The sequence below is a fragment of the Saccharothrix texasensis genome (assembly GCF_003752005.1).
Taxonomy (GTDB): domain Bacteria; phylum Actinomycetota; class Actinomycetes; order Mycobacteriales; family Pseudonocardiaceae; genus Actinosynnema; species Actinosynnema texasense.
Genome location: NZ_RJKM01000001.1, coordinates 163,097 through 179,006, shown reverse-complemented (window position 1 = coordinate 179,006; position 15,910 = coordinate 163,097). Strand labels below are relative to the sequence as shown.

At 71.9% G+C, this 15,910-nt stretch carries 13 protein-coding genes and 1 pseudogene; 7 read left to right on the top strand and 7 right to left on the bottom strand.

All coding sequences use genetic code 11. The features are described from left to right. The first annotated feature begins 16 nt into the window (after positions 1-16). Positions 17-1,183: an MFS transporter gene (locus EDD40_RS00690; protein WP_170184887.1), complete on the top strand. Its 1,167-nt coding sequence runs from the start codon at positions 17-19 to the stop codon at positions 1,181-1,183. 63 nt (positions 1,184-1,246) lie between these two features. Here the strand turns inward: EDD40_RS00690 and EDD40_RS00685 are convergent, their stop codons facing one another. Together EDD40_RS00685 and EDD40_RS00680 are read right to left on the bottom strand one after the other, a co-directional pair. Beyond that, positions 1,247-2,281 (bottom strand): TIGR03617 family F420-dependent LLM class oxidoreductase, encoded by a 1,035-nt coding sequence (locus tag EDD40_RS00685; protein ID WP_246037303.1) that lies wholly within the window; start codon positions 2,279-2,281, stop codon positions 1,247-1,249. A gap of 455 nt (positions 2,282-2,736) precedes the next feature. Next, positions 2,737-3,570: a GDSL-type esterase/lipase family protein gene (locus tag EDD40_RS00680; protein WP_246037302.1), complete on the bottom strand. Its 834-nt coding sequence runs from the start codon at positions 3,568-3,570 to the stop codon at positions 2,737-2,739. Between the two features lie 306 nt (positions 3,571-3,876). Between EDD40_RS00680 and EDD40_RS00675 the strand changes: the two genes are divergently transcribed. Then, positions 3,877-4,650 carry a (2Fe-2S)-binding protein gene (locus EDD40_RS00675; RefSeq protein WP_148088639.1) on the top strand — a complete coding sequence of 258 codons (774 nt, stop codon included), beginning with the start codon at positions 3,877-3,879 and terminating at the stop codon, positions 4,648-4,650. A 112-nt stretch (positions 4,651-4,762) separates the two neighbouring features. Then, positions 4,763-5,467 carry a class I SAM-dependent methyltransferase gene (locus tag EDD40_RS00670; RefSeq protein ID WP_123741160.1) on the top strand — a complete coding sequence of 235 codons (705 nt, stop codon included), beginning with the start codon at positions 4,763-4,765 and terminating at the stop codon, positions 5,465-5,467. On the opposite strand, the gene EDD40_RS00665 is transcribed toward EDD40_RS00670, so the two are convergent. Next, positions 5,445-6,656 carry a cytochrome P450 gene (locus EDD40_RS00665; RefSeq protein WP_123741159.1) on the bottom strand — a complete coding sequence of 404 codons (1,212 nt, stop codon included), beginning with the start codon at positions 6,654-6,656 and terminating at the stop codon, positions 5,445-5,447. The genes EDD40_RS00670 and EDD40_RS00665 overlap by 23 nt on opposite strands. A gap of 175 nt (positions 6,657-6,831) precedes the next feature. Here EDD40_RS00665 and EDD40_RS00660 point away from each other — a divergent pair, with 175 nt between their 5' ends. After that, complete coding sequence (locus EDD40_RS00660; RefSeq protein ID WP_123741158.1) at positions 6,832-7,569, top strand: class I SAM-dependent methyltransferase; 738 nt, start codon at positions 6,832-6,834, stop codon at positions 7,567-7,569. A 50-nt stretch (positions 7,570-7,619) separates the two neighbouring features. Here the strand turns inward: EDD40_RS00660 and EDD40_RS00655 are convergent, their stop codons facing one another. The 3 genes from EDD40_RS00655 to EDD40_RS00645 form a co-directional block, all read right to left on the bottom strand. Then, positions 7,620-8,837: an ABC transporter substrate-binding protein gene (locus tag EDD40_RS00655; RefSeq protein ID WP_123741157.1), complete on the bottom strand. Its 1,218-nt coding sequence runs from the start codon at positions 8,835-8,837 to the stop codon at positions 7,620-7,622. A gap of 64 nt (positions 8,838-8,901) precedes the next feature. Next, positions 8,902-9,948 (bottom strand): ABC transporter ATP-binding protein, encoded by a 1,047-nt coding sequence (locus tag EDD40_RS00650; RefSeq protein ID WP_123741156.1) that lies wholly within the window; start codon positions 9,946-9,948, stop codon positions 8,902-8,904. Next, positions 9,945-10,985, bottom strand: a complete 1,041-nt coding sequence (locus tag EDD40_RS00645) for a FecCD family ABC transporter permease (RefSeq protein ID WP_211348032.1) — start codon at positions 10,983-10,985, stop codon at positions 9,945-9,947. Before EDD40_RS00645 ends, EDD40_RS00650 begins: the two co-directional genes overlap by 4 nt. A gap of 243 nt (positions 10,986-11,228) precedes the next feature. Here EDD40_RS00645 and EDD40_RS44685 point away from each other — a divergent pair. Continuing rightward, positions 11,229-11,576, top strand: a pseudogene (locus EDD40_RS44685) (class I SAM-dependent methyltransferase); the annotation flags it as partial. 248 nt (positions 11,577-11,824) lie between these two features. Here EDD40_RS44685 and EDD40_RS00635 read toward each other — a convergent pair. Beyond that, on the bottom strand, positions 11,825-12,973 hold the full coding sequence (locus EDD40_RS00635) for an MFS transporter (RefSeq protein ID WP_246037301.1): 1,149 nt from the start codon (positions 12,971-12,973) through the stop codon (positions 11,825-11,827). A gap of 422 nt (positions 12,974-13,395) precedes the next feature. On the opposite strand from EDD40_RS00635, the gene EDD40_RS00630 reads away from it, so the two are divergent. After that, positions 13,396-14,475 (top strand): pyridoxal-phosphate dependent enzyme, encoded by a 1,080-nt coding sequence (locus EDD40_RS00630; protein WP_123741153.1) that lies wholly within the window; start codon positions 13,396-13,398, stop codon positions 14,473-14,475. Continuing rightward, entirely contained in the window at positions 14,472-15,659 is a 1,188-nt protein-coding gene (locus tag EDD40_RS00625; protein WP_123741152.1) for an ATP-grasp domain-containing protein, read from the top strand. The genes EDD40_RS00630 and EDD40_RS00625 overlap by 4 nt, the downstream gene beginning before the upstream one ends. Positions 15,660-15,910: the final 251 nt, after the last annotated feature.

Genomic DNA, 15,910 nt, shown 5'->3' with positions numbered 1-15,910 from the left:
AGACACGGTCTGGCGGTTGGCCTCGTCGCTGTTCCTGGTGCAGTTCGGGCTCCTCTACACGTCGATCTGTCTGCCCATCCTCGTGCTGGACCGGTACGGAACGGTCACCGACCTGGCGTACGCCTTCGGCGCACGGATCATCCCGTCTGTCCTCATGGCACCCGTCGCCGCGCGCATGCTCACCCAGTGGGACGCGCGGAAGCTGGCCGCGGTCTCCTCCGTGCTCATGGCCGCCGTCACCGGGGTCCTGCCGTTCGCCGAGGACTTCGTGGTGTTCACGCTGCTGCTCGCGGCAGTGGGCATCACGTCGTCCGTCGCGGTCGCGGGCCGGATGGCGGTCCGGGGTCGCGTCGCGGCCGCAGCGGATCCGGTGCGGGTCAACTCCATCGTCGTCGGCGCCCAACGCGTCGCGATGCTGACCGCCCCGTTGGCGGCGGGCACCACCACGTCCGCGGCCAACGTCGCGCTCGGTTTCCTCCTCGAAGCGGTCCTGCTCGTGGCGTCCTCGGTGCTGCTCCTGCGCTTGCCGGTCCCCGCGCCGCCCGCGGCCGACCCGTCCGGGGCGCGGGGGCCCTCCGGTCTCCTCGGGGCGGTGAAGACGTACGCGAACATCGTCTTGCGACCGTCGCTCGCGGTCGGTCCCGCGACGCTGTCCACCTACGGGTACATGATCTACCTCGGGCTCCGCCAGGTGCTGTTGCCGCTGTACCTGATCGACGCCCTGGGGCGGCCGGTGAGCGCGCTTGGGTTCGTCTACACCGCTTCGGCGATCGGTGGCATAGCCGGGGCCGTGGCCGCGAGATCCCTCTCCCCCCGTCGGGGATTCATCGGCGTGTTCGTGTGGTGCACGGTGATCGAGGCGGTGATGTTCTCGACCCTGTTCCTCAAGGAAAACCTCGTGTGGCTGCTCGTCGTCTTCCTGGTCTCGGGATTCCTGGAGGCCGCGGCCACCGCCATCTTCTTCGTGATAGTCCAGACCGAACTCGGCAACGACGAGCAGGGGGTCTTCTTCAGCTTCTTCGTCCCGCAGTGCGAACTCTTCATCGGTTTCGGGGTGCTGCTGGCCGGAGCGTTCGCCGGCGTGGACCTGCTCTACTCGCTGGGCGGGACGTCGCTCGTGGTCCTCCTGGTCCCGCTGCTGTTGTTCACACTGCCGAGGCGCAGGACCGCGCAGCAGACGTGAGAACCCCCGACCAGAGCGTGTGCGGAGCTCAACCAGGGCGCGGTGGCGCCGGGCGCGGGAGGCTCACCGCTCGGCGCGGAGGTTCAGCACGTCGACAGCGGGCAGCAACATCCCAGGGTGGTGCTCGTAGGGCGCGTAGAACCTGAACCGGTCCACGACGTCCCCGAAGCGCGCGGCCACGGCGTCACCGAGACGGTCCGGCTCCGCGACCACGGCGAAGGCGTGCAGCACCTCGTCGTCGATGAGGTCGCCCATCGTCCGCCAACGGTCGTCGCGGCTGCTGCGGGCGAGCCGGTTGAGCTCGCTGCCCAACTCGGCCCACCCGTGCAGTTCGAGCACGCCGACGTAGTCGGTGGTGCTGCCGTAGAAGGCGATCTGCTCGCGGACGCGCCGGTCCGCGACCGCCATCGCTTCCTCCGTCGCCCCGGTCACCACCAGGCCCGCCAGGTTCACCGAGAACCCGGCCGGATCCCGGCCGGATGCGGTCAGCGCGCGGTGGACCAACGGCAGCGTCCGCTCGCGCAAGTAGCGCTCGGTGGTGAACGAATGCGGGATCAGGCCGTCGCAGACGCTTCCGGCCACCTCCGTCATCCGGTCACCGACTGCGGCCAGGTAGACCTTCGGCGGTCCCGATGGGCACGGGGGCGGGGCGAAGAACGGCGTCGTCAGCGTGTGGGAGTAGAACTCGCCGCGGAAGGCCAGCCTCTCCCCCGTGTTCCACGAGGCCCAGATCGCCCGCAGGGCCTGGATGAACTCGCGCATCCGACGCGCCGGGTGGCCCCACGGCATGCCGAACCGCCGCTCAACGTGCGATCGCACCTGGCTGCCGAGACCCAGCAGGAACCGACCACCCGACAGCGTGGCGAGGTCGTGGGCGGTGTGGGCCAGGCTCATCGGGTTGCGGGCGAACGCCACGGCGATGGCCGTGCCGAGGTCCACCCGGGGCGCGGCCGACGCGGCGGACACCAAGGGGAGGAACGGGTCGTGTGCCGCCTCGGCGCTCCACACACCCGAGTAGCCGTGCTCCTGGGCGTACCGCGCCTGCTCCGCGAAGCCCGCCAGCGTCCACGGCTCGCCGATCTGCATGTCGACCTTCACAAGAACAACATCCTAGTGGCCGGACAACCCCTCTACCGACTGCTTCCCCGGTGCGACCGCGTTCCGCGAACGGAAATCGGCTGCGTCTTTCGCGGTCCCTCACCGGTATGGTGACGACGGCGAACCGGAACGGCCCGCACGACCGCGGTCGTCCCCGCCTCGTCGTTCAGCGCTCGGCGCCGCGGAACTGCCGCAGCTCGCGCCGCGCACACCGCCGGTCACGGCGACGCGACTCGCGGCGGAAGCGGAACCACTCCCGCCTGCCGGCCCGGGTTCCCGCGAGATCGGGTGCCGCCCCAGGAGCAGATCGGCCGGTCGGACCACCGCGGTCAGGTCCTGTCGGTCTTGCCCATCCGGCCATCTTTCGGCTTCGTGACGCCCCGGTGTGGGGCTGTCGCAAGAGCTGGTGCGCCGTGATCACCTCCGACGGGCGTGCGACGGGGCCGAGTTCGACCTCACCGCCCGACGTCGCCCAGACCGACGGGTCGGGTGGGGTCGCCGTGGCGCAGGGCCTTGCCGACCTCGGCCGCGACGGCCGCCATGCCGGCGGCGTTGGGGTGGAAGGACGCGGCGGTCCTGGCGAGGTTGCGGGTGAACGGCTGGAGCCACGGCTCGGGCGCGCCGAGGGCGTGGGTGCGGCTCACCCGCGACACCGCGACGAGGTCGGCGCCGGTGCGGTCGGCGGCCAGTGCGCAGGCCGCTTCCAGGGCTTCCTGGACGGCGCGCAGGGCCATGATCTCCTCCGGGGTGAAGGGGATGCCCGGGGCGGGTTCGGTGCGGGGGCCGATGACGGTCAGGTAGTCGACCAGGACGACCCGGGCGCGCGGGGCCCGGCGGCGGACTTCGTCGACCACCCGGGCGAGGCCGGCGGCGGTCCGGTCGACGTCTGCGGAGGTAGGGGCGGGGATGGTGGTGCCGTAGTCCGCCGTGAGCACGTCGGCCATCGGGCCGTCGGGTTCGACGCGGTTCCAGGCGGTGGTCAGCAGCGAGCCCGCGTAGCGCAGGTCGTTGCCGCCGGCGGTGACGGTGACCAGGTCCGCCGCCGCGGGGATGCCGTCGACCTGGGGCGGGAACTCCACGCCGGTCAGGGTCACCTGGGGTTCGTCGAGGATCGTGGCGATCGTCGCGCCGGAGACGGTCAGGTCCACCAGTTCCGCCCCCAGCGCGGCGGCGAGCAGGCTCGGGTAGTTGCGACCGGAGCGGGCGGCGTTGGTGTCCACCAGCGGGGCGATGCCCGGACCGGCGGCGAAGGAGCTGCCCAGGGCGGCGTAGGTCATCCGGGACGTCACGCGCCGGATCCTCCCACGCGAGGGGTGCGGGGGCGCAGTCCTCGCGCGGGAAGAGGTGGGCGGAACGGGCGGGTAGTGCACCGACCGCGACCGGAGTGCGACGGGGGAACAGCCGGTGGTTCGGGTCAGGGCCCGCTGTGGATCAGGGAGGCCCTGGCGGGAACCGGAGATGGTTCTCGGACGACTACTTGTGCAAGGGCCTTCCACGTTGAGCCCGACTGCAGGACGGCGGTGGGGACTCGGCACGGTCCCCACCGCTCCACCACACGCCGCCGGTCCGCGCACCACCCGTTTCCGGAGGCACCTGTGAGTCCAGTGATGTTCTCGCTGCACGAACCGGGGGACGGCCACCCCGGCCGGGAGGATGGGGGCACCGCACCGGCCGGGACGGGCACGATCCGGCGTGCCGACCCCGCCGCCGTCGCGGCCGCCCTGGCTTCGACGGCGGTGACGAGCCCGTACTTCACCGTCGACGAGGATCTCACCGGCCGGTCCTTGAGCGCGTTTCACGACGACCGCGCCGTCCTGGCCGAGGCCGTTCGGCGGGTGGGCGCGCACTTCGGGACGAGGGAGGCGCGCGTGGCCGCCTCGACGTTCCAGTTCCTGGTGGCGGCGGGGCTGTGGTCGGTCGCTCTCGGGGCGCTGGCCCACGGCGGTGTCGTGCCCGACCTTCGCCGGCTGCGGTGCCGGATCGGCGAGGACGCGTCCGTGCGGCTCTCCCTGCCCGAGCCGGGCGGCTGGACGACCGGCGGCGATCCCGTGCCGCTACTGCGGCGAACCGTCGTCGAGGAGCACCTGAAGCCGCTGCACGCCAGGTTGCGCGCCGTGGTCAAGGTGGCGGACGGACTGCTGTGGGGCAACGCCGCCGCGGCCGTGCGCAGTGCCCTGCGCCCCCTACCCGCCGGCCTCGCCGAACTCGGCGACCGCCTGCTGAGCGCACCACCGCTGCGCGGCTCGCTGTCCCCTGACGGCACCCGACGCAGTTGCTGCCTGTTCTACCGCACGCCCGACGGTCACACGTGCCGCGTCTGCCCGCTCACCGGGGCCGCTGTCACGAGGCACCAGGGACACCACACCTGACCGGCGGTGTGGTGGAGCTTGTCGGGAGGGCCACAGCAAGCGGTCTCGGCCGGCCGGCGCAGGTGGGCTCACCGCTTCGCGCCGCAGCACGACGTGTTGGCACCATGCACCGATGCGCTTCCGCACCTCCTACGAGGGTCCTCTCGGTGACCATTTCGCGCACCGGGCCACCGACAGTCCCTACAACGCCCACACCGACCGCCCGGCCGTGCTCGCCTTGGCGGATGACCCCACCGGGTTGAGCGTCCTCGACGTCGGGTGCGGCGCCGGGCACTACATCGCCGAGTTGCGCGCACGGGGCGCGGCCGCGGTCTTCGGTGTCGAAGGCAGCGAGACGCTGCTCGGTCACGCGCGGGCGCGCATCGGGGACGACCCGGCGGTGACGCTGCGCCGCCACGACCTGGAAGAGCCGCTGGCGTTCCTCGACACCGGCTCGTTCGACCTGGTGGTGATGGCCTTGGTGCACCACCACGTCGAAGCACGCCGGCAGTTGCTCGCCGAGGTGCACCGCGTGCTGCGACCGGGTGGCGTCCTGCTCGTGTCCACGACCCACCCCGCCGCCGACTGGACCTGGCACGGCGGGTCGTACTTCGACGAGGGGCGCGTCGAGTCCAGCGTGGGCGACGGGTTCACCATCAGCTACCGCCGCATGACGCTCCAGACGTTCCTGAACGAGCTGCTCGACGCCGGCTTCACGTTGGAGCGCGTCGTCGAACCGCAGGCCACCGAGGAGGCCCGTCACGTCGACGAGCGGCGGTACCTCAAGACGCGGCAGACGCCGTTCTTCCTCGCCGTCAGGATGCGGAAGACCAGGTGACGGGGAGCCGGTCCAGGCCGCGCGCCATCCTGCCGTGCCGCCAGGACAGCTCCTCCTCGGCGACCGCGAGGCGCAGGGTCGGGAAGCGGCGCACCAGGGAGCCGATGGCCACGCGCAGTTCGGCTTTGGCCAGTTGCGCGGCGACGCAGTAGTGCAGGCCGAACCCGAACGCCAGGTGCGGGTTCGGCCTGCGGGTCACGTCGGGTTCGTCGGGGCGGTCGAAGACCCGTCCGTCGCGGTTGGCTGCGTCGGGGTGCACCATCACCGCGTCACCGGCGCGGACGAGCACGCCGCCCAGTTCGACGTCCTCCAGGGCGATGCGGGTGAACCCCGCCGAGGTGACCAAGGGGTTGAAGCGCAGCAGCTCGTCCACGGCGCGATCGATGAGCGACGGGTCGGCGCGCAGCGCGGCGAGCTGGTCGGGGTGGGTGAGCAGGGTGTAGATGCCGTTGCCCAGTTCGCTGGTGGTGGTCTCCAGACCGGCGTAGAGCAGGGTCACGCCCAGCACGACCAGCTCGTCCTCGCTGAGCCGGTCCTCGGTGTCGCGTGCCTCGACCAGGGCGCCGAGCAGGTCGTCGCTCGGCTCGCGGCGGCGGGTGGCGACCAGGTCCGCCACGTAGTCCTTCAGCTTCGCGAACGCGGCGTGGATCTCCTCGCTGGAGAACGCGGTGGTGGCCAGGGCGACGTCGATCCAGCCGGCGAACTCCTCGCGGTCGGCCACCGGCACGCCCAGCATCTGGCAGATCACCGCCACCGGCACTGGCACCGCGAAGCCCGCGATCAGGTCGGCGGGCGGTCCCTGCTCCTCGATCCGGTCGAGCAGCTCGTCGGTGACGTGCTGGGCGTGTTGCGCCAGGCGCTCGATCCGCCGGGGGCTGAACGCGGCGGCGACCAGGCGGCGCAGCCGGGTGTGCTCGGGCGGGTCCACCGTGTGCAGCGTCGCGTCGGTGTGCCTGCGGGGCGAGGCGCGGGGCACGTCGCGGTCCAGCAGCGCCGCCCGGCTGAACCGCGGGTCGCTGAGCACCGTGCGGACGTCGGCGTGCCGCACGGCCAGCCAGGCGTCACCGCCGTGGGGCAGGGAGACGCGGCTGAGCGGTTCGTGCTCCCGGAGGTGCGCGTACTCCGGCTCCAACTCCAACGCGGTCGGCTCGCGGAACGGGTAGTGGCGAGGTGCTTGCGCGGGTCGCATCGGTGTCCCCAATCCCGAGGGCCGGCTCGTCACCACCAGTGGTCGGCTCGAGGTACCGGGAAGTTCCCGCGCGGCCGACCTGGGCTCACCCGTACCGGGAACCAACGGGCTCTCGCTGACGACCATAGGACTGGAGCGGTGCGATTCCACCCGGGACGACGCGGCTTGGAGCGGCATGGACTGGTACGAGGACGACGATCTCTGGACGGGGTTCGCCGAGGTGATGTTCCCGCCGCGCCGCGCGGCGGACGCGGAGCAGGTGGTGTCCACCTCGCCGTTGTTCGCGGTCACCCCGGGCGATCGGGTGCTGGACCTGGCGTGCGGTCCGGCGACGCACCTGGTGCCGCTGGCCCGACGTGGGGTGGTGGTCACGGGGGTGGACCTGAGCGAGGCGATGCTGGCGCGGGCCCGCGAGGTGTGCGCGGAGGCGGAGGTCGAGGCTCGGCTGGTGCGGGCGGACATGCGCGAGCACGTCGAGCCGGGCGCCTACGACCTGGTGATCAACATGTACACGTCGTTCGGCTACTTCACCGACCCCGGTGAGAACCTGGCCGTGCTGCGCAACGCCTGCGCCAGCCTCGCACCAGGCGGTCGGCTGCTGGTCGACGTGCTGGGCAAAGAGGTCTTCGCCGGCTGGGTCGGCCGTCCGCAGGCGGTGGACGTCGGCGGCGGCACGGTGTTCATGCGCGACACCGTCCTGGACGACTGGACGCGCCTGCGCAGCGACTGGACCTGGGTGCGCGGGAACGAGGTGCGGCGCACGTCGCTCTACTCCACCCTCTACAGCGCCGCCGAGCTGCGGGCCCTGTTCCAGGAGGCCGGGTTCACCGACGTGGAGTGCTTCGGTGATTTCGACTGCTCCCCCTACGACAACCACGCACGTCGGCTGATCGTCCGGGGCACCCGCGCCTGAGATGTCGGGTCCTGGGCCGCCGGGCACGGGTGGCCGGCGGCCCGGGAGCCTCAGGAGGCGCGTGCGAAGCAGGTGCCCTTGGCGTCCGGGAACAGGTCGGGCGCCAGGCCGAGGGCGAAGTCGCGGATGAGCACGTCCACGTCGAGGTAGGTCTTGGCGCGGCACTCCTCGAAGTTCTCGTCGACCCCGGCGATGAACGCGTTCTCCCGGAAGGGCCGGAACTGGTTCGTGCGCGGATCGGCGGCCAGGGTGTCGCGGGTCGTCTTCATCGGGTCGTAGACGATGAAGAAGTCGGCGTCGGCCGCGGTGCCCACGGCCTTCTCGAAGTCGTACGGCTGGCCGTTGGGCGCGGGGTTGTCGGGTGCGAAGACGTTGTCCACCCCGAGTTGGGCGAGCAGGCGACCGACGAGGGTTTCGGCGCCGTGGCCGTGGAGGAACTCGCAGCCGCGTTCCGGGGCGATGCACAGGTAGCCGGCCTTGCGGTTGCCGATCTTGCCGGAGACGGTGGAGACGACCTGGTCGTACTTGGCCTTGATGCTGTCGAACTCGGTGTTGGCGGCGGCTTCGGCGTTGTAGAAGGCCGCCACCATCTTGATCCACTCGGCGGAGGCCAGGGCGTGGCGCTCCAGCCGGTTGGACACGCTCACGCCGGGCATGCCGGCCGCGCGGGCGTTGCTGATGTCGTCGAAGCCCTTGCCGAACCCCGACATGAAGATGGCCTGGTTCTTCAAGCCGAGCACGGCTTCCTTGTTCAGGTCGGTGTACTCGCCGATCGACATCGGCTTGCCCGCGGCCTCGGCCACCCCGGCGTACCACTTGTCCTTCCCGGCGTTGCCCAGCAGCTGGCCGCTCAGACCGGTGATGGTCTTGTTCTTGCCGAGCCGGTCGACCATGGCCAGCGCGTTGAACGAGGTGACGGACACGTTCGTGACGGGGACCTGGACGACCAGTGCGCCCTCCAGGTCGCCGGTGGCCTCGGGTTGCGGTGTGCCGCACTGGTAGAGCACGTATTTGAGCTCGGGACCGTCCGCGTTCTCGGTGTCCGCGAGCGTGATGGTCTTGTAGGAGTTGTGGTAGCTGATCTTCCACAGCTCCGACTCGGTGACGGTGCTCTTGTCGGGGAAGTAGTCGCGGCCCTCGGAGTAATCGGTGACGCAACCGTCCGCGCCTGTCTGGCCGCCCGACGCGTCGGGGCCCGATCCTCCGCAGCCGGCCAGGGCGAGGGGCAGCGCGAGCAGCGCGACGGCCGAGCGGATGAGTGTCTTCACGGTGGTGCTCTCCTGCTGGTACGTGGTGGGTGCGATGGCGGAGCCGGGTGTCGGCCGGTGGGCGCTACCCGGTCCGCGCGTCCTCGGGCTGCGTCGCGGTTCGGCCGCGCAGGTGGGTGACCAGGGCGTCGAAGCCGACGCCCTGCGCGCCGTTGACGTTCCAGCGGCACGGCGTGCCGTGCTCGATGCTCAGGACGTGGTCGCACGGGTCCGCGGTGGGTTCCCAGCCGGCGCGGCGCACGGCGTGCTCGGCCCACTGCCGCAGCCGCCCGTCGGCGACCACCCGCACGGTGGTCCCCGGTCCGGTGTCGTCGGTGACGACGATGGTGGCCGCGGCGTCGTCGAAGGACATGTTCTCGCCGGTGAACGTGCGGGTCACCGCGTCGCCGTAGGCGAGGTCCTCGGGTGCCCCGGCGGTCACCGTGCCGTCGCCGCCGACCAACCACACCTGGTCGGCGCGGCGCAGCGCGAACCCCAGGTCGTGGGTGGACAGCACGACCGCCGCGCCGGCGGTCGCGGCGAGCCGGGTCAGCATCGCCGCGAACTCGATGCGGCGGGCCACGTCCAGGAACGCGGTGGGCTCGTCCAGCACCAGCACCGCGGGTTCCTGCGCCAGGGCGCGGGCCACCATGACCCGCTGGCGCTCACCGTCGGACAGGTCGGTCAACGGGCGGTCGCGCAGGTCGGCGACCCCGGCGTCGGCCAGCGCCCGGTCCACCGCGGCGCGGTCCCGGTCCTTCTCCCGGCCGATCCAGGACCGGTAGGGCATCCGACCCAGCGCCACCACCGCCTCGACGCTCATCTGCCCCACGTCGACCGGCTCGGTCAGCGTGACCGCCAACCGCCGCGCCCGCTGCCGCGGCGACAGGGTCGTCAGGTCGCGGCCGTCGAGGAGCACGTGACCGGCCAGCGGCGGCTGCGCCCCGACCAGGGTGCGCAGCAGGGTGGACTTGCCCGCGCCGTTCGGGCCGATCAACGCGATCAGCTCACCGGGTCGGGCCGCCAGGTGCACGTCGCGCAGCACGGTGACGGCGGGGTGACGGCGGCGCCGCCGATATCCGGCCGCGAGCGCCACCGCCTGCAAGGCCGGTCGGGGGTTCTCGGTCGTCACGCCTGCCTCCTCGCCCGACCGGACAGCAGCACCCACAGGATCACCGGCGCACCGACGAACGCGGTCACCGAGTTCAGCGGCAACGAGGTCCGGGTCAACCCGTTGCCACCCGCCACGTACTCGGCCACCAGCACGATCACCGCCCCGATCAAGGCGCTCGCGGGCAGCACGAGCCGGTGGTCCGAGGTGCGCAACAACCCCCGTGCCAGGTGCGGAGCGGCCAAGCCGACGAACCCGATCGCCCCGCAGTAGGCCGTGGTGATGCCGGACAGCACGGCGACGCCGGCCAAGGACAGGAAGTGCACCCTGCGGACGTTGACGCCCAGGCTGCTCGCGTACCGGTCGCCGAGCAGCAGCGCGTTGAGCGGCTGTGCCAGGAACACCGACAGCACCAGCACCACCGCGCACGACACGGCGATGACCTGCAACTCGGTCCACGTCACGTTGCGCACCGAACCGCGGGTGAACGTCGCCAACGCCTGCAACCGGTCCGGGTCGGTGTAGTAGACCAGCATGTCCACCACGGCGCCGGCCAGGTAACCCAGCATCACCCCGACCACCAGCACCACCACCGGGTCGCCCACCCGTCGGGCGATGCCCAGGGCGATCAGCAGCACGGCGGCGGACCCGGCCACGGCCGCGCCGGTCACCCCCAACTGGCTCACCAACCCGAGACCCGACAACCACCCCACGCCGCTGGTTCCCAGGATGACGATCGCCGCGCCCAGGATCGCGCCCGAGCTGACACCGAGCACGAACGGATCGGCCAGCGGGTTGCGGAACAGGGTCTGCATCTGCGCGCCGCCCACCGCCAACGCCGCCCCGGCCAACAACCCGGCCACCACCTTCGGCAACCGCGCGTCCAGCACGATCGTGCGGTTGACCGCGGACTCCGCGTCCTGACCGGTCAGCACGCGCAGGACCTCGCCGATCGGGATGGCGATCGAACCCTGCGCGATGAGGACCACCACCGCGCCCAGCAGCAGGAGGACCAGCAGCCCGAACAGCCCCGCCACGTACCCGGCGCGCCGACGCACCCCGGTTCCAGGTCGCGTCGCGACGGCCTCGTCTCCGACCACGTCTTCGACACCCGTGCCACTACTCGACACCGCGCACCCTGTTCCTCCAGCTCGGACCGCCGGAAACCGGCCACCACCGTAGAAGTCGTGCCGCATCGCCATCCGGTTCCCGAGATCGCGGAAACACACAGGCCGCGACGATTCCGCACGAGCCGGGAACTTCACCGATCAGCCGACCGACCTGTTGGGCGTGCCGTGGCCATGCGACACGCACGGGCTTGCGTCGCTCCGGTCACCTCTGGAAACGGCCCTCGGGAGGACACCGCCGACGCGGTGCGCGGCCTGGCCGAACTCGTCGGGGAAGGCCCGACCGGGCCGGTGTTCGAACTCGCGGTGGGCACCGGGCGGGTGACGATCCCGCTGGCCGCGCTGGGCGTCGACCTCAGAGGTGTGGACGCCGCGGAGGCGATGGTGGCCCGCATGCGCGCCAAACCCGGCGGCGACCGCATCCCCGTCGTCATCGGCGACATGGCCGACGTCGACGACGGCACCGACGACCTGTTCTCCATGGTGTTCGTCGTGTACTCCACCTTCTTCCTCCAGGACCAGGAAGAACAGGTGCGCTGCTTCGCCAACGCCGCGAACCGCCTGTTGCCCGGCGGCCGGGTTCGTGCTGGAGTGCCCGATGCCCGACGTCGCCCGCTACCAGCGCAACCAGACCCTGGAGTGAGCCGTTCCGCGCCGAGGGCAACTACATCACCGTGTACGAGAAGCCCACGACGACTTCCTAGTCCCGCAGGGGTTCAGAAGGTGGCGGCGACGACATCGTGGACCGCGGTGTCCCGCTGCCCACCGCATCACTCCGTCCTGGACCGCCTGCGCGCCACCACCAGGACCAGCGGCGGCAGCAGCAGGCACTGCGCGGCCACCGCCAACCAGAATCCCGGCAGCAGCCCTGCCCCCTCGAACCGCCCGTACACCGCGCCGCCGACCACACCGCTGAGCAACGCCCCCACGCCGACCGCCAACCGCTGCTGCCCGAACGTCACCGTCGCCGACCGCGTCGACCCCGCCAACGCCTCCAGGTCGTTCTTGAGGAACAACACCGCGGTACCCACGGCCATCGCTGCCACACCCGCCGCCAGACCGACCACCCGGCCACCGGTGAAAGCCACCATGCCCAGGGCCATGCAGCAGAAGCCGACGGCCATCGCCACCGGGTAGCCGACGTGACCAACCCGCCGCGCCACTAACGGCTGCACCGCCACCACACCGAGTGAGTAGCCCATCATGACCAGCCCGTAGACCGCCGTGGGCACGCGGCCTTCCGCGAAGGTCGACAGGTAGTGGTAGAACTGCATGTACAGGTAGTGGGTCAGCACGGTCACCGCGAACGGCAGCCCGGCCAGCCCTCGCAGCACCCGCCGGAACGGCTCGACCGCGGACTCCGCGGTGCGTTCGGGGCGCAGGAAGACGTGCGCCACGATCAGCACCGCGTAGAGCACGGTGGTCATCGTGAACAACCGACCCGGCTGGTGCAGGAACAACGCCCCCACCACCGGACCGAGCGCGATGCCCAAGGTGCCGGCCGCGTTGCCCGACGACAGCAGTCGTGGGCGCTGCTCGACCGTCGCCGAGTGCACCAGGTAACCGCGGTAGGCGGGCGAGTACAGCGCCCCGGCGCCGCAGCTCAGGAACAGCGCGAGCACCGTCAGCGCGGGATCGTCGGCCCCGGCCAGGTAGGTCACCGCACCGAGCCCGTACACGAACGTGGCCAGCAGCAGGCACCGCTTCAACCCGATCCGCTCGGCGAAAGCCGCGGTGAACGGCGCACTGGCGAACTGCACCAACGTGGCCGCCCCGAGCACCACCCCGACCTGCGTCATCCCGACCCCCAGCCGGTCGCGCAGCAGCACGGCGAGGTACGGGTAGACCGCGAAAGTGCCCACGTTGACCAGGCAGCCGCCCACCAGCAACGCGACTTGGGCTCCCGTGAAGCTCCCCACCCCGGTTCCCGGGAAGCGCTTCCGGATCCCCTCGCGGGGAGGCATCCCAGCACCCATCAACCGCCCCAGTCCACGCACGGCCTCCGTGCTCCTGTCGCCTTCCGCACCGGCTGGTCCACGAGCCCGGCGCAGAACTGGTCGTTCCGCGGCGGAGGAGAGTTCCCGAGTCACCGCAGCCGAATCCCACGGGCCGGGGAACCAGCGACACCCCGCAGACGACCAGTAGGACTGGGGGCGGTGCGGCCGGTGGGCCGGCCGAATCGATTCGCCACCGTGCGGACGGTAGCGCCTCCCTCCTCGCCGCCGCCGCTCGACGACACGCCCCACACCCGGAAGGGCTCGATCATGACCCTGACCCGCACCACGGTCCCCACGGTGGCGACAGCAGCCCTCTGTCCACGTCCAGCCGGGAGGTGAGGACCGTGCTCGACCACAACGCCGTGGCGCCACCGGTCCACGAGCACGTCACCGACGCCGTCAAGACCCCGGCGCTCATCCGGCTCACGCACAACACCGTGCTGGTCCGCTTCGAAACCCTGAAGGTCTACGCGGCGCTCGGCGCGGTGCGGCACCTGGTCGAGACCGGGGTGCTGCGTCCGGGGCAGACGGTGGTGGACAGCTCCAGCGGCATCTACGCCCTCGCCCTGGCGATGGCCTGCCACCGGTACGGCCTGCGCTGCCACATCGTCGCCTCCACCACCGTCAACGACACCATGCGCGCCCAACTGGAGATCCTCGGCGTCACCGTGGACCAGATGCCGCCCTCCGACGACCTGCGATTGGACCAGAGTCGCCGGGTGGCCCGCGTCCGGGAACTGCTCACCCGCCACGCGGACATGCACTGGATGCGCCAGTACCACGACCCGGTCCACCACCTCGGCTACACCGAACTGGCCGACCTGCTGCGCCGCGCGTTACCCGGCGAAGCGCTGACCGTCGTGGGCAGCGTCGGCACCGGCGCCTCCACCGGCGGCCTCACCCGCGCGCTGCGCGCACGCGACCCGCTGACGCGGTTGGTGGGCGTGCAGCCGTTCGGCAGCGTCACCTTCGGCAGCGAGCGCTTCACCGACCCCGACGCCATCATCGCCGGCATCGGCAGCGCCATCCACTTCGACAACGTCCACCACCACCTCTACGACCGCGTCCACTGGCTGGACTTCCAGCACGCCATGGCCGCCACCATCGGCCTGATGCGCGACCACGCCGTGTTCGCCGGCCTGTCCACCGGCGCGGCCCACCTGGTCGCTGTCTGGGAAGCCGCCCGGCACCCCGACCGCACCCACGTGGTCATCGGGGCGGACACCGGCCACCGCTACACCGAGCGCGTCTTCACCCGCCACCGCGAGGCCCTCGACCCCGCCACGCTCGCGCCGGTGGAGATCGGCTCGCTGGACCAGTTGACCCCGCCGTGGGCCGCGATCGACTGGGCGCGCCGGCCGTACGGACCGGTCCTGCCCGTGCGGGAACGCCCCCGGGAACCCAGGAAGGACCCCGTGCCGTGACCATCGTGCTGCTCGAAGCCCTCACCTTCGGCCTCGGCCGCCTCGCCGACGCCGCCCGAGCCGCCGGCCACGACCTCGTGCTGCTCACCGGTGACCGCTCGGTCTACCGCCACGAACTGTCCCGCTACGGCGACCACGTGCAGGTCGTGGACATCGACACCACCGACGTCACAACCTGCGAACGGGCCGTGCGCGACCTGCCCCACCTCGCCGGGCTGATCAGCTCCACCGACACCTGGGCACTGCCCGGCGCGGCCCTGGCCGCCCGCCTCGGCCTGCCCGGACCGTCACCGGCGGCGGTGCGCGTGCTGCGGGACAAGACCGCTGTCCGGTCCCGGTTGCACGCACACGGCCTCAGCCGCACCGGGCCGCTCGACCCCGCGACAGCGCAGGACTTCCCGCTGGTGGTCAAGGACTCCGCGGGCACCTCGTCCCGGGCGGTCTGGGTGTGCCGCACCCCCGCAGAGCGCGACGCCGCCCTCCGCGAAGCCGCGGACATCCCGCTCAAGGGCGTTCTGACCGCCGAACCGTACTTCGAAGGCCCCCTCTACAGCGCCGAAACCCTCTCCTGGCGAGGCCGGACCCGACTGCTGGGCGTGCTCAGCCGCGTGCTCTCCCCCGAACCCGCGCGCCGCGAGGAGGCGTCCGCGTTCCCGATCGCCTTCCCCGAGGCCGACCTCGCCGAACTGGATGACTGGATCGGCCACGTGCTCAAAGCCGCCGGACACGAAAACGGCTTCGCGCACACCGAGTTCGTCCTCACCACCGCCGGTCCCGAGGTGGTCGAGATCAACGCCCGCATCGGCGGCGCCCTCGTCGGCGAAGCCCTCTGCCGGGCACTGGGCACCAACGTCTACGACGCGATGGTCCGGATCGCCCTCGGCGAGCGACCCGACCTGCTCGACGGCGCGGCCAACGGCGGCCCCGCGACCGGGTTCGTGGCGCTCTACCCCCGCCGGCCGGGGACGCTGGAGGGCTGGACCGGGCTCGACCGCCTGTCCGACCTGCCCGGAAACCCCGAGTGGTACCCGACCGCGAGCCCCGGCGACCTGCTGGAGCACCTGACCGACCAGCGCTCCTGCACCGGCATCGTGCTCGCCGAAGGCCCCACCGCCGAACTCGCCCTGCACCGCGCCCAAGCCGCCGCCGGCGGCATCATCCCCCTGGTCCGGGTGCACGGCTGACGGCCCGAGGCGGAGGTCGACCGCGCAACACCGTGCTTGCTCCGGGCCCCGGCCCCGTCGGCGGGAGTGATCGGCGGCTTGGCAGCGGCAACCCGGTCGCACTGGGGACGGCCTCCTACCGGAGCACCAGATGCCACGACCGCGGTGGTCGGTCGATGTCTCGGGGAGGCCCGGGCCGGCCGGGCGAAGGGGTGCCCGGCCGGCTCGGGTGATCGCGGCGGTGTGCGACGCCGGGGGCGGTGGAAGTCGGC

Bases quoted from the DNA above. Each gene is read 5' to 3' on its own strand.
- EDD40_RS00665 (WP_123741159.1), bottom strand. From the start codon at position 6,656: ATGCGACCCGCGCAAGCACCTCGCCACTACCCGTTCCGCGAGCCGACC.
- EDD40_RS00660 (WP_123741158.1), top strand. From the start codon at position 6,832: ATGGACTGGTACGAGGACGACGATCTCTGGACGGGGTTCGCCGAGGTG.
- EDD40_RS00670 (WP_123741160.1), top strand. From the start codon at position 4,763: ATGCGCTTCCGCACCTCCTACGAGGGTCCTCTCGGTGACCATTTCGCG.